The organism is Acinetobacter sp. GFQ9D191M, from assembly GCF_011174875.1.
Classification (GTDB): Bacteria; Pseudomonadota; Gammaproteobacteria; order Pseudomonadales; family Moraxellaceae; genus Acinetobacter.
Genome location: NZ_JAALGV010000010.1, coordinates 80757 through 94050 on the forward strand (window position 1 = coordinate 80757; position 13294 = coordinate 94050).

Here is a 13294-nt window from a genome sequence, read left to right on the forward strand (position 1 = left end):
ATGATTGAAACCCTGTTACAAGCAATTTTGCAGCAAGTTGAACACCCTAAAAAGGACCTGGAGCACAATCTGCGTGCCCTGCTCAATGAAGCCGTCAGTAAAATGGATTTAGTGTCTAAAGAAGAGCTCGAACGTCAACGTACTGCCCTAAATAATGCTAATCAGCGTTTAAATGAGTTACTAAAACAAGTCGAAGAGCTAGAAGAAAAAGTCTCGATTAAAAAATAAGCACAACTACAGTGCACAAAAGACACGAGAACAATAAAAATAATGCACTATATTGGGACAACAATATGTCTTTTGCCAAAATTTATACGCGAGGCCTGTTAGGCCTGCATGCACCTTTAATTGAAGTCGAAGTTCATGTCAGTTCTGGCATGCCTTCCCTCACCATTGTGGGGCTTCCTGAAGCCGCAGTCAGGGAAAGTAAGGATCGGGTTCGATCAGCTATTCTGAATAGCGGCTTTCAGTTTCCGACCAAACGCCTGACCATTAATCTGGCACCTGCCGATCTACCTAAAGATGGCTCACGTTTGGACTTGCCGATTGCGCTAGGAATTTTAGTGGCCTCAGGGCAGCTTCCAGAAAATTGCACAGATGACCTTGAATTTATTGGTGAACTGGCCCTAGATGGTCAATTGCGGCCAGTAACAGGAATCCTGAGTATTGCAATCGCCTGCCAGCAGGCACAGCATCAACTGATCTTGCCTAGTCCGAATGCTCAGGAAGCCTCTCAGCTTCCGGATTTTCAGGTATTTGCTGCCAATCATTTACAGGAAGTCTGTGCACATCTGGCTCAAGCAGAAACCCTAACCCCCTTTAAGACCAGTCCAGTAGATCAGCACTCTTTTTATAAATTTGATCTGGCGGATGTGAAAGGACAATTGCGACCAAGGCGTGCCTTGGAAATTGCAGCTGCTGGTGGCCATTCCCTGCTGTTCCGCGGTCCACCTGGTACAGGTAAAACCTTGTTAGCATCGCGCCTCGCCAGTATTTTACCTCCCTTAAATACTCAGGAAAATCTGGAAGTTGCTAGTATCTATTCAATTGCCAATGCCAATCATCCCTTTGGCCAGCGGCCATTTCGGGCACCGCATCATACTGCGTCTGCCATTGCACTGGTCGGCGGTGGCTCACATCCTAAACCTGGAGAGATCACACTGGCACATTTGGGCGTTTTATTTCTAGACGAACTGCCTGAGTTTGACCGCAAGGTTTTAGAAGTATTACGTCAGCCGCTTGAGTCCAAAGAAATTGTAATCTCACGTGCTTCCCGGCAAATTACTTTTCCAGCCAATTTTCAACTGGTGGCAGCCATGAATCCTTGTCCATGCGGTTATGCATTTAATCAGGACAGCCGCTGTCAATGTTCACCTGAAAGCATCAAGCGTTATCAGAACCGGATTTCTGGTCCATTACTGGACCGGATTGACCTGCATATTGACGTACCACCTTTACAGACACAGGAGTTACAAGACAATAAACCTGTCGAAAACTCTGAAACGGTCAGACAGCGTGTGATCAGCGCCTATAATATTCAGATCGAACGGCAAAATGCATTGAACATGAGCCTTAGTCCAAAACAACTGGAGCAATATGCCCCTCTCGATCCATCAGCTCAGAAAATGATTGAACTGGCGCAGCAGAAACTGAATTTATCAGCAAGAGGCTATCATCGCATTTTGCGTGTTGCCAGAACCATTGCCGATCTTAACCAAAGTCCAGATATTCAGACTGGGCATTTATCGGAAGCCTTGTCTTATCGCGGGCAGCACATTTAAACAATAAAAAAGGCGACCTAAAGTCGCCTTTTTTATTCAGAGAAAATTAGAAGCTATAACCTAATCCTAATACTACTTTGTTCTTTTGTTTCACATCCATACGATCATAACCACCGATGATGTAATTGATGCTTGCAGTCACACCAGTATCTGCAAGAGGTTTACTTAAACCGATATCAAAATGACGGAAACCAAAGCTTTCACTTGTCTCTTCTACATAGTCACCTGACTTTTCATAAGCATATAAACCTAAAGCGGTGTCTAAGCTAAAGTCATTAGGCAGTGCATAGCTATAAGTACCTTTGATATAAGTATCCCCTGCATTCCCCCAAGTCGTATCTTCAAGAAGAGTTTGTGCTGTAATACCTAAATCTTTATAGCTCAGGCCTAATAACAGTTCAAATCCATTCGTTTCTTCATCAGATTCATAATAATAGTAGTAAGTCGTACCGATCGTTAAACCCAAATCATCGTTTACCGAATGGCTGTAGCCTGCATAGAAATTATTTTCAAAAGCATCACGGCCTTCTTCAACCAAAGAATAATCTAAGGTAGAACCCCACCAACCAGCATAGAAGCCAGAGGCATGATTATAGTCAAGTCCACCTTGTAAAGTAGCTCCGCTATTTTCAGGTGTGTTGGTAATCCCACGCAGGTTATAGCTTGAAAGTACACTGATATTTCCAGAAACTGAATGTTCAGCAGCTGGTTCATCCGCTAAAGTGAAAGAAGATGCAGCACCTAGTAAAGCAAAAGATAATACTTTTAATGTTGATTTCATTGTATGACTCCCCCAGATCGTCTGAGACGTTTTTATGATATTGATTAAACTCAAGTTCAAAATTTGCAAGAGCTATGCCAATCTGGAATAAAACAACAGAAATCTGATGAATATAAATAAAATAAATCACTAGGTATTTGTTTTTAAATTATATTTAAATTTTTAAAAAAAGCACTTTGATAGATTCTTTTTAACACTGGTCCTTTTTCAAAGATTTATTTTCTTTTTTCGCCCTTATACATAATCATTTACAAGTTGCGCCATTTTGAAACTATTTTCGCTTTGATTAAATTTTGTGCTAAAAAAAGGTGCAGAAATAAAAGGTAAAGAAGCAGATTGCTCTATTCGAGTTTTCGATTCTTGCTCAAACTCAGAAAATTTCTGGATTAAAAAGTTCAAAATAGTGCTAAGCAAGAAAAAGTGATGCTCATGGAATGACTTTTTATTATTCGGCAATCTATGCGTATTTTTGGATTTATAAATATTTAAATTAAATATTTATATATTAAAATTCAATAATTTATAATCAATTCTCACTTTTAAGAAATTATTAATGAAGAGTCTGATACAGAAGAATGAAGATTTTGAACACTCAACTTTTTCATTCTAAAAATTTTAATTTTAAATATTATTGATGCACTCATGAGTCATACCCTTCAGAGAATTTATATTTAAAAAATATCTTTGTTTTTATTTGTTTTTTTACTATATGGTCAGGATTTAGACTGTTAGATCTCTTACCATTGTTCACTTTAGATTAAAAAAAATCCATCGACTTTAGTGGAATATCGTAAATAAAAATGACATTTATTCAGCGAATCTTATACAATTCCTAAAAATTTCCATCAATTTGTATAAGGCTCTCTCCCAATGCAAAACACAAAAAAATTAACATTGGCAGTTTTGATTCAGGCTGCATTGATCTCAACCGCTTTTGCTAGCGAGCAGAGTGAGTCTAAAGGTTTTGTAGAAGACGCAGAAGGATCTGTACTTTTCCGTACTGGTTATTTAACCCGTGACTATAAAGGTACTCCACCAAATAGTGATACGAGTTCTTTCGCTCAAACAGCAATTGTCAAATTAGATTCAGGTTTTACTCAAGGTGTAGTCGGCTTTGGTGCAGGTATCATTGGTGATGCTTCATTCAAATTAGGTAAAAATGGTCATACTGGTAACGATATGATCCCTACTCATCCTCAAGATAATGCAGATGGTACTAAAGATGCCTATGACCATTGGGCTCGTGGTGGTGCATATGTGAAAGCTCGAGTATCAAATACAACAGCGACTTATGGTACTCAAGTTTTAGATCTTCCTGTACTTGCAAGCAATACTGCACGTTTAGTGCCTGAATACTATAATGGTGTATTGATTGAAAGTAAGGAAATTGAAAATCTAAGTCTTGTTGCGGGTAAATTCACTGAAAATCAGCGCTCTAGCCAGATTAATTCAGATGGCAATGAATTAGATCGCGCTACTGTTTGGGGTGCGAAATATAAATTTAGTGATGCTTTAAACGCTTCTTACTATGGTACAGACATTAAAGACCGTTTAGACCGTCATTATGTAAATGCTAACTATAGTTATGATTTAGCAGATAAAAGCACTTTAACTCATGATTTCAGTGGTTATCACACTAAATGGGATAAAGAAGCGAATCCTTATTTGTATTCTCAAATTGGTTCACAAGATGATTCATTCGATAATACAATTTTAGCTTTATCGACTACTTATAATCATGGTCCGCACAATGTAATGGTTGCTTACCAACAGAACTTTGGTAATACAGGCTATGACTACGGTTTAGGTCGTGGTGTCGGTGATGGTCATCAAACTATTTACATGCCAAACTCATACCTGTCTGACTTCATTGGTAATGATGAAAAATCTGCTCAACTTCAATATACCTATGACTTCAAAGGTCTAAATATTCCTGGATTAACCTGGACTACAGCATATGTATATGGTTGGGATATTAAAGCTACTGATAATCAAGGTAATATGACAATTGATAATGCTAAAGAAAGTGAATTCTTTAACCAGGTGAAATACACTGTTCAGTCTGGTTTTGCCAAAGATGCAAGCTTACGTCTACGTCATTCATTTTACCGTGCAGATCAACTTTATAATGATGCATATATGCCAGACACCAATGAATGGCGTATTTGGTTAGACATTCCTGTGAAATTATTCTAATTCACTCGAATTTCAAGCCATAATAAAAAACCTGCACAATGTGCAGGTTTTTTTGTTTAAGCTTTAAAAAGTTAAAGACTTAAACTGAAAAGCAAATGAATTATTTATTTGCTTCTGCATAAGCTGCAATTGAGCTGAGTACTTCTTGTTTAGCAACATCAGCACCTTCCCAACCACTTAACTTAACCCATTTACCTGGTTCCAAGTCTTTGTAGTGCTGGAAGAAGTGTTCGATTTGGCTGATCAGTAATGGAGGAAGATCAGTATATTCTTGAACATCTTTGTAGATCGGAGTCAGTTTATCGTGTGGAACTGCAACCAGTTTCGCATCAACACCACCATCATCTTCCATGTTCAGTTTACCGACAGGACGGCAACGAATGACTGAACCTGGCTCTACTGGATGTGGAGTTACGACCAATACGTCTAGAGGATCGCCATCTAGAGAAAGTGTATTTGGTACATAACCATAGTTTGCTGGGTAGAACATTGCTGTACCCATGAAACGGTCTACAAATAATGCATCAGAATCTTTATCGATTTCATATTTGATTGGTGCTGCATTTGCAGGAATTTCAATAATGACATAGATGTCGTTTGGCGCATCTTTACCCGCTGGGATATTGCTGTAGCTCATAGCATCACTCTTTAACAAGTTATATCTTTTAAAAACCGCGATAATTATAACGGTTTTTACAGATTTTTTTTGATTTTAAAATATCGAACTGTAAATATCTCGACCTGCTTTATTTTAAGCTTAAGAGATTTTGATAATTAACAGCAGTAAGGTTATTGGACATAATAAAGATAACAGCCAGACAATTGAACGTAAGGTCGACCAGTTCGCCAGATAACAGATCCCATAGATGACCCGAAAAACCAGATAGGCAATCCCAAAGGTCATCACCAGACTTTGCGGCACGACCATATATTCTGCCATCAGAATCGAGGCGATAAAGAGCGGTAAGCTTTCAAAGCTGTTCTGCTGAGCGGCATTGGCGCGACTGGCCAGGCCTGTAGACTTTTCTAAAAATGCCCGCGGATTCTGATTGTCTTTTGCACGAAACCCTGCCGATTTTTTCGCAATCAAGGTAAAAACATAAGGTAAAAGACAAGCTGCCAAAATGAGATAGATAACCCCACTAATGCTATGCATCTGATTTTTCTCTTGAGAATTTTTATGTCTATCATAGCATGGCGTTTCGTGAATAAATTTTGTTAAATAGAGTGTTTTTATAAATGATTAAGGATTCACTATGGTCAGCCCTGATCAAAATGAAATGTTCGATGTCCTCGAGAAACAGCGCCAGCATCAACGTCAAGTGGATCGCGTATTAAAAATCGTATTGCCGATTGTTGCATTTCTGATAGCGGTCATTTGTGCCAATATGAATATCTGGTCTCCCCTCTTTACCTTTGCCATCTTATGGATTGCCTTCTATGCCGTGGGCATCAAACGCATGCCGATCTGGCACTGGGTGGTCGCAATCATCATTTATTGCCTGATAGATAATATTCTCAGTTATGGCAGTTTTAATTTGAGAGGATTTAACCGCCAGTTTGGTACCATGTTTATTTTTTTGGGTGTGATCGGTGTAGGACGTCCTTACTTCGACCGCTGGCTAATGAAAAAAGAGAATTAAAAAAAGCGCCCTTAGGCGCTTTTTTATTGCAAGATTTATGCAGTCTTACGTAGGTCTTTACGCAGGATTTTGCCTACGTTAGATTTCGGTAATTCATCCATAAATTCAACATAACGTGGACGTTTATAACCGGTCAGATTTTCTTTCGCAAATGCCAGAACTTCTTCAGTCGTCAATGAAGGATCTTTCTTCACAACGAACAGTTTTGGCACTTCACCTGATTTTTCATCTGGTACACCAATTGCAGCCACTTCCAGAACTTTTGGATGTTTCGCAACAACTTCTTCAATTTCAGAAGGATAAACGTTGAAGCCAGAGACCAGAATCATGTCTTTCTTACGGTCAACGATTTTGATATAACCACGTGAATCCATTACACCGATATCACCGGTACGGAAGAAGCCATTCACCATCACTTTATCGGTTTCATCCGGACGGTTCCAATAGCCTTTCATCACCTGTGGACCACGGATTGAGATTTCACCCTGCTCACCGAGTGCAACTTCATTACCGTCATCATCCAGAATTGCAACTTCAGTCAAAGGTAACGGAATACCAATCGTACCGCTAAATGCTTCAGATGCCGGTGGGTTCGCAGTTGCTACTGGAGAAGTTTCAGACAGGCCATAACCTTCAATGATGTTAGTGCCAGTAATTTTCTTCCAAGCTTCTGCAGTAGAAGGCAGAACAGCCATACCACCGCCCATCGCCATTTTTAAACGGCTATGATCCAGTTGCTTGAACTCTTCGTTGTTTACAAGCGCATTAAACAGTGTGTTCACAGCAGGGAAGAATGTTGGCTGGTATTTACGTAATTCTTTCATCACCGCAGGCAGGTCACGCGGGTTAGGAATCAGAACGTTCGCCTGACCTTTATACATGCCGTAAAGTGCACAGACCATGAAAGCAAAGATGTGATAAAGTGGTAAAGCACAGAAAATACGGTCATCTGGCTGGCCATCTTGCGCACCGAATTTGCTCTGGAAGATACCGTCACACTGCAACAGGTTAGCAACCAGGTTACGATGGGTCAGTTCAGCACCTTTAGAAACACCAGTAGTACCACCTGTGTACTGAAGTACTGCAGTATCACTTAAAGTCAATTCAGGGCGTTTATAGTTGCTTGGATTTACTTTGTTTAATGCAGCATTGAACTTGATGTGACCTGGAATATCCCATGCCGGAATCTGCTTACGTACTGAACGCAATACAAAGTTCACCAAAGTACCTTTTAAAGCACCCAGCATGTCACCCACAGAAGCAACAATCACGTGTTTCACAGGCGTTTTGCCAATAATTGACTGATAAACGCTGGCAAAGTTCTCAATAATGACCAGAACTTCAGCGCCAGAATCTTTTAACTGATGCTCAAGCTCACGTGATGTATACAGTGGATTTACATTCACCAGTACTAAACCAGCGCGGAACACCCCCAATGCTACGACCGGATACTGAAGAACGTTTGGCATCATTACGGCAACACGTGTGCCTTTTGCCAGACCCAAACTTTGTAAATATGCTGCGAATTTACGACTAGCTTCTTCCAACTCATTGAACGTTAAAGTCTTATCCATAAAGATAAAGGCATCACGTGAGCCAAATTTTTGGAAATTGCGTTCAAAAATATCAACCAGAGATGTATTTTCTGCTGGTAATTCTACAGTTTCTGGAATCCCTGTTTTTTGGTATTCAGCGAACCAAATTTTTTCCATAATGCCAATCTCTCCAATCATAATCCTTAGTAGTTCAACTGTTTTTTTCAATGCTGCACGTCATTTTTTAGACTTGTATATGTGCAACATTGCATCCATTTGTCGAATCGTTACTCATATATAACGTATTTCGATTCATGGATGCTAGTATTATCTTTGAATCAACAGTTTATTTGCTTTTTGATATCCACGTGGTAACAGGGTTCCTTTAGAGCCTCGTTTCCCAATATATTTTTGCAGGTCATCCCCTTTAAGTTTTAATTGTTGCTGTCCTGCAAGCACTTGAATTATTTCATCAAGTTTCAATATTGTCATGGATAAAATTTGATCTTTATCTTCAAGTTGTATCAATTTATTACCTTTACCTTTATTGAGTACAGGTAATTCCGACAGATCAACAATCAGCAGACGGCCAGCTGAACTAAGTAGTGCAACATGAGTTGCATCTTCCAGCGGTTGCAGGTTCATGACCTGTGCACCTTCAGATAGATTCAGGAAAGCTTTACCTGCTTTGGCATTGGTATCCAGCTGCTTGGCCTGGGTTTTAAATCCATAGCCTTTACTGCTGACTGCCAGGATTTCCGCATCATCTTCAGCGACCAATACCTGCTTGAAACCGACTCCACTTGCCGGAGACAGTTTTGAACTCAATGGTTCACCAAGCCCTCGTGCCGATGGCAGGCTATTGATTGGCAAGCCATAGCTACGGCCACTATCGTCTAATACATAGACGCGTTGATTAGACTTACCTTGGGCATGACTGAGATACTGATCGCCCGCACGGAAATTCAGATTTTCAGCATCCACTTCATGCCCTTTGGCACAGCGAATCCAGCCCGCTTCAGACAATACTACCGTTACAGGATCCGCTGGCAGCATTTCAGTTTCATCAATAGCAGCGGCTTCGGCACGTTGTACGATTGGAGAACGACGATCATCACCAAATTTCTTTGCATCCTCTTTGAGTTCATTGATGATCAAGGTTTTTAAAGACTCAGGATTAGCCAGCTGCTCACGAATCACGGCAGCCTTAGCTTCCAGCTCTTCCTGTTCGCGGCGCAGTTCCATTTCTTCGAGCTTGGCCAGATGACGCAGTTTGAGTTCTAAAATAGCTTCGGCCTGAATCTCATCAATGCCAAAACGTTCCATCAACACTGGTTTAGGCTGATCTTCCTCACGAATAATCCGAATTACTTCATCAATATTTAAGTAGGCAATGATCAAACCGCCAAGAATATGCAGACGTTTTTCGATCTTGTTCAGATGGTATTGCAAACGGCGAGTGACGGTGGTTTTTCGGATTTCGATCCATTCCAGCAGAATACGACGAATCGATTTCACCTGTGGACGGCCATCCGCACCAATCATGTTCATATTGACACGATAGCTGGATTCCAGATCTGTAGTCGCAAACAGATGGCTCATTACCGCTTCCGCATCAATACGGTTCGAACGCAATACCACCACTAAACGTGTTGGATTTTCATGGTCAGATTCATCACGAACATCAGTGACCAATGGCAGCTTTTTCGCCTGCATCTGGTCCGCGATCTGACTGATAATTTTTGAACCGGATACCTGATATGGCAATTCGGTAATCACGATTTCATTTTTATCAATGGTATATACCGCACGCATGCGGTAACTGCCACGACCCGTGGTCTGGATTTTAAGCAGTTCGGAGGGTGGCGTAATGATTTCCGCTTTGGTCGGTAAATCCGGTCCCGGAATGTATTCTGCCATTTTGGCATCGGTCAGGTTCGGATTGCGAATCAGAGCGATAGTACCTTTCACTACTTCGCGCAAGTTATGCGGCGGAATATCAGTCGCCATCCCCACAGCAATCCCGGTGGTACCATTTAGCAGGATATTCGGAACACGTGCCGGTAAGTTGATCGGTTCTTTCATCGAACCATCGAAGTTATCCTGCCAGTCACAGGTACCTTGTCCTAGCTCGGATAAAAGCAGTTCACTATATTGCGACAGCTTGGCTTCGGTATAACGCATCGCCGCGAAAGACTTCGGATCATCCGGTGAACCCCAGTTGCCCTGTCCTTCAATAAATGGATAGCGATAACTGAATGGCTGCGCCATTAAGACCATGGCTTCATAACAGGCCAAGTCACCATGCGGATGGTATTTACCCAGTACATCCCCGACAGTACGTGCCGATTTTTTCGGTTTACTGGTCCATTTCAGACCCAGTTCACTCATGGCATAGACAATACGGCGCTGTACCGGTTTCAAACCGTCACTGATATGTGGCAATGCACGATCCATAATCACGTACATGGCATAATTTAAATAAGCTTGTTCGGTAAATTCGGCTACGGAACGGTTTTCTGTCGCATGATGCGCAAGGCTTGTCATAACAACCTATAATCCTAAAATTCGTTTTTGTATCAATGTTTCTTATGCTAAGTCGCGGCTGTGTGCTGCACAAGGGCAGTAAACTACACAGCGCGACAAATCGTGTCTTATGGGCTAAAAATATCCACTTTATAGCAGCTGAGCAACTAAAAAATCACCAACCTTATAAACCCATAGATTCTAGCGTCTTGCCCTTGGTCTCTTCACCCAGGACTAAAATGACCACAGCTACTGCGATTAATACTGCAGTAAACATGGTAAAGACGTAACTGAAACCATTTGGCATCCCCATCAAATGGGTTACGGCAAAGGGTGCAGCAATCCCGCCAATACGGCCAATTGCACCGGCCCAGCCTGAACCAAAAGCACGGATATTGGTTGGATATTGTTCTGGGGTATAAGTATAGAGAACGCCCCATGCTCCCAGATTAAAGAAGGACATCAGACAGCCCCAGATCACAATTTCAGTGACACTACCGGACTGGCCAAAGAAATAGGCTGAAATCGCACACATGCCGATAAAGCCAGCTAAAGTTGCCTTACGACCGAGTTTTTCGACTAGCCATGCTGCCGCAATATAACCCGGCAATTGCGCCAGAATCATGACCAGGACATATTCAAAAGACTGCACGATGGTATAGCCTTCCTTGACCAGAAGGCTTGGTAACCAGGTAAAAATACCATAGTAGGAGAAAACGATCCCAAACCAGATCAGCCACAGCATCAAGGTTCGGCGGGCAAAAATACCACTCCAGAGCTGGGTAAACGAGATATTCTGCTTGGCAGCCACAGGTTTAACTTCAAAGATTTCCATGACTTCGACGCCGCATTTGCGCTCAATCTTTTTAACCAGAGCCTGTGCTTCATCTACCCGGCCACGATTGATCAGATACGGCACCGACTCAGGCACCAGTTTCCAGATTACGATGGCATACAGTGCCGGTATCCCGCCAATCATGAATGCAGCTTGCCAACCAAAATCAGGAATCACAAAACGCGAAACCAGCGCAGCCACCAGCCAGCCCAAGCCCCAGAAACTTTCCAGCAGCACAATGAAACGACCACGTACCCGTGCCGGGATATATTCACTGACCAGTGTCACAGCAACCGGCAACTGACCCCCTAATCCCAGACCGACAATAAAACGGAATACCAGTAACCAGGTTAGATTAGGTGCAAAGGCACAGGCAGCGGTTGCCAGACTATAAACCACCAGCGTACTGGCAAATACCGTTTTACGTCCCCAGCGATCTGCCAGTCCACCTGAGAAAATCGCTCCAATCGCCATACCGATAAAACCGATCGAAACCACCCAGCTTTTCTGGTCAGCGGTCATCTGCCAGTCTTCAGCCATTTTCGCCAGAATAAAGGAAATCAATCCCGTATCCATGGCATCAAACATCCAGCCAAGACCAATCACCCATAAAAGAGTGTAGTGGAACTTGCCGATCGGCAAGCGCTGTATCCGAGAAACTAAATCCATAACAAAAATCTCTGATCAGGTGAAACGGGAGGTGCTGCTGTCCCAACAGGAGGTTTGATTTTTTATTTTTTTATACTACGAATACGTACGCCTGCGGGAAGTTTTCCCTCCCGCAGTTACCATAATTCATATCAAGATTCGTCTTTGGATGAAGCGGACTGTTCGTCATCATCCTTATAGATAAACTTCGGCATTTCCAGACCGAAATAGATCGCAATCAAACGCAAACTAAAGCCAAAAATCAGGGTGGAAATAATGGTCAGTTCGAGTGACAGACCGAAATTGCTGCAGAGCCAGTAGAAGATGACTGCAACAAAGGAAATACTGGCATACAGTTCACGGCGGAAGACTAAAGGCACATCATTACATAAAATGTCACGTAAAATACCGCCCGATACTCCGGTCAGAACCCCGGCGACCGCACTGACTACAAAACCATGCCCCATTTCCAGCGCAATCTGGCAGCCAATGATGGTAAAGCCAATCAGGCCCAAGGCATCCAGTACCAGGAAGATATTGCGTAAATGACGCATCCATTTGGCAATCAGGATGGTGACAAAGGCTGCACAACAGGTCAGTACCAAATATTCCGGGTGTTTGACCCAAGTCAAGGGATAATGGCCAAGCAGTACATCACGCACCGAACCACCACCGAGCGCCGTAACACAGGCAATGATCGTAACCCCAAACCAGTCCATACTACGCCGACCGGCAGACAAGGCTCCGGTCATGGCTTCAGCGGTAATTGCAATAATATAGATGACGGTCAGTAACATCGCCCTGCTTCCACCTGAGGCTTTGAGATGGCGGCTATTCTAAGCTAAATCTATGTGAAAATTATAAAAAATGCGCACAACATTGCTTAAATTTTTTCCCGGAGCCACAGATGCACAGCTGTTGATCTGTCGTTGGATCCAGAAAGTACCAGCGATTCTCGAACTTCACAAAATGTGAAATTTCATGATGAATCTGGGCCTGCTTGCCATCGTGATAATGTGCTTTGAACTCGACCAGCGCATGGGTCTTGTCCAGTTTTTCATTCGCTTGCACGATTTCCAGCTTCAGCCATTGATTGATCCTACTCCATTCAGCAATGGCTGGCATGTCCAAAGCCTGCTGCTGTCCACGGGCGGTAGTCTGCTGGATATAATCAATTTCATGCTTGGCAAAGGCACTATACCGCGAGCGCATTAATTGCTCGGCGCTTTGGGAAAATTGCTGACCCTGATGCAGTGGCTGGCAACAGCTTGCATATTCACCTCGTCCACATGGACATGCTTCTGACATATTGATTCCATAAAAAATAGCCCGACAATGCGGGCTATTTT

12 protein-coding genes are annotated in these 13294 nt (G+C 42.3%); 4 read left to right on the forward strand and 8 right to left on the reverse strand.

All coding sequences use genetic code 11. The features are described from left to right. Together G5T77_RS01820 and G5T77_RS01825 are read left to right on the forward strand one after the other, a co-directional pair. The gene (locus G5T77_RS01820; RefSeq protein WP_166136498.1) at positions 1 to 228 is read left to right on the forward strand and encodes an accessory factor UbiK family protein; all 228 of its coding nucleotides are present in this window, start codon (positions 1 to 3) and stop codon (positions 226 to 228) included. 65 nt (positions 229 to 293) lie between these two features. Further along, a complete protein-coding gene (locus G5T77_RS01825) occupies positions 294 to 1781 on the forward strand; it encodes a YifB family Mg chelatase-like AAA ATPase (RefSeq protein WP_166136501.1) in 1488 nt (495 codons plus the stop codon). A 46-nt stretch (positions 1782 to 1827) separates the two neighbouring features. Here G5T77_RS01825 and G5T77_RS01830 read toward each other — a convergent pair whose 3' ends face one another. After that, entirely contained in the window at positions 1828 to 2562 is a 735-nt protein-coding gene (locus G5T77_RS01830) for a TorF family putative porin (protein WP_166136504.1), read from the reverse strand. 870 nt (positions 2563 to 3432) lie between these two features. Between G5T77_RS01830 and G5T77_RS01835 the strand changes: the two genes are divergently transcribed. After that, positions 3433 to 4758: an OprD family outer membrane porin gene (locus tag G5T77_RS01835; protein WP_166136507.1), complete on the forward strand. Its 1326-nt coding sequence runs from the start codon at positions 3433 to 3435 to the stop codon at positions 4756 to 4758. A gap of 100 nt (positions 4759 to 4858) precedes the next feature. On the opposite strand, the gene ppa is transcribed toward G5T77_RS01835, so the two are convergent. Next, positions 4859 to 5395, reverse strand: coding sequence for an inorganic diphosphatase (ppa, locus tag G5T77_RS01840; protein ID WP_005233448.1), 537 nt, complete (start codon positions 5393 to 5395; stop codon positions 4859 to 4861). A 120-nt stretch (positions 5396 to 5515) separates the two neighbouring features. Further along, positions 5516 to 5914: an MAPEG family protein gene (locus tag G5T77_RS01845; protein WP_166136510.1), complete on the reverse strand. Its 399-nt coding sequence runs from the start codon at positions 5912 to 5914 to the stop codon at positions 5516 to 5518. A 100-nt stretch (positions 5915 to 6014) separates the two neighbouring features. Here G5T77_RS01845 and G5T77_RS01850 point away from each other — a divergent pair, with 100 nt between their 5' ends. After that, the gene (locus G5T77_RS01850; RefSeq protein ID WP_034703874.1) at positions 6015 to 6401 is read left to right on the forward strand and encodes a hypothetical protein; all 387 of its coding nucleotides are present in this window, start codon (positions 6015 to 6017) and stop codon (positions 6399 to 6401) included. Positions 6402 to 6436: 35 nt separating this feature from the next. Here G5T77_RS01850 and G5T77_RS01855 read toward each other — a convergent pair whose 3' ends face one another. The 5 genes from G5T77_RS01855 to G5T77_RS01875 form a co-directional block, all read right to left on the reverse strand. After that, positions 6437 to 8113, reverse strand: a complete 1677-nt coding sequence (locus G5T77_RS01855) for an AMP-binding protein (protein WP_166136513.1) — start codon at positions 8111 to 8113, stop codon at positions 6437 to 6439. Positions 8114 to 8263: 150 nt separating this feature from the next. Continuing rightward, entirely contained in the window at positions 8264 to 10483 is a 2220-nt protein-coding gene (gene parC, locus G5T77_RS01860) for a DNA topoisomerase IV subunit A (RefSeq protein ID WP_166136516.1), read from the reverse strand. Between the two features lie 163 nt (positions 10484 to 10646). Continuing rightward, a complete protein-coding gene (locus tag G5T77_RS01865; RefSeq protein WP_005233444.1) occupies positions 10647 to 11966 on the reverse strand; it encodes an MFS transporter in 1320 nt (439 codons plus the stop codon). A gap of 131 nt (positions 11967 to 12097) precedes the next feature. Next, positions 12098 to 12742, reverse strand: a complete 645-nt coding sequence (locus G5T77_RS01870; protein WP_034169794.1) for a trimeric intracellular cation channel family protein — start codon at positions 12740 to 12742, stop codon at positions 12098 to 12100. A 61-nt stretch (positions 12743 to 12803) separates the two neighbouring features. After that, complete coding sequence (locus tag G5T77_RS01875; protein ID WP_166136519.1) at positions 12804 to 13253, reverse strand: YchJ family protein; 450 nt, start codon at positions 13251 to 13253, stop codon at positions 12804 to 12806. Between the last annotated feature and the right edge of the window lie 41 nt (positions 13254 to 13294).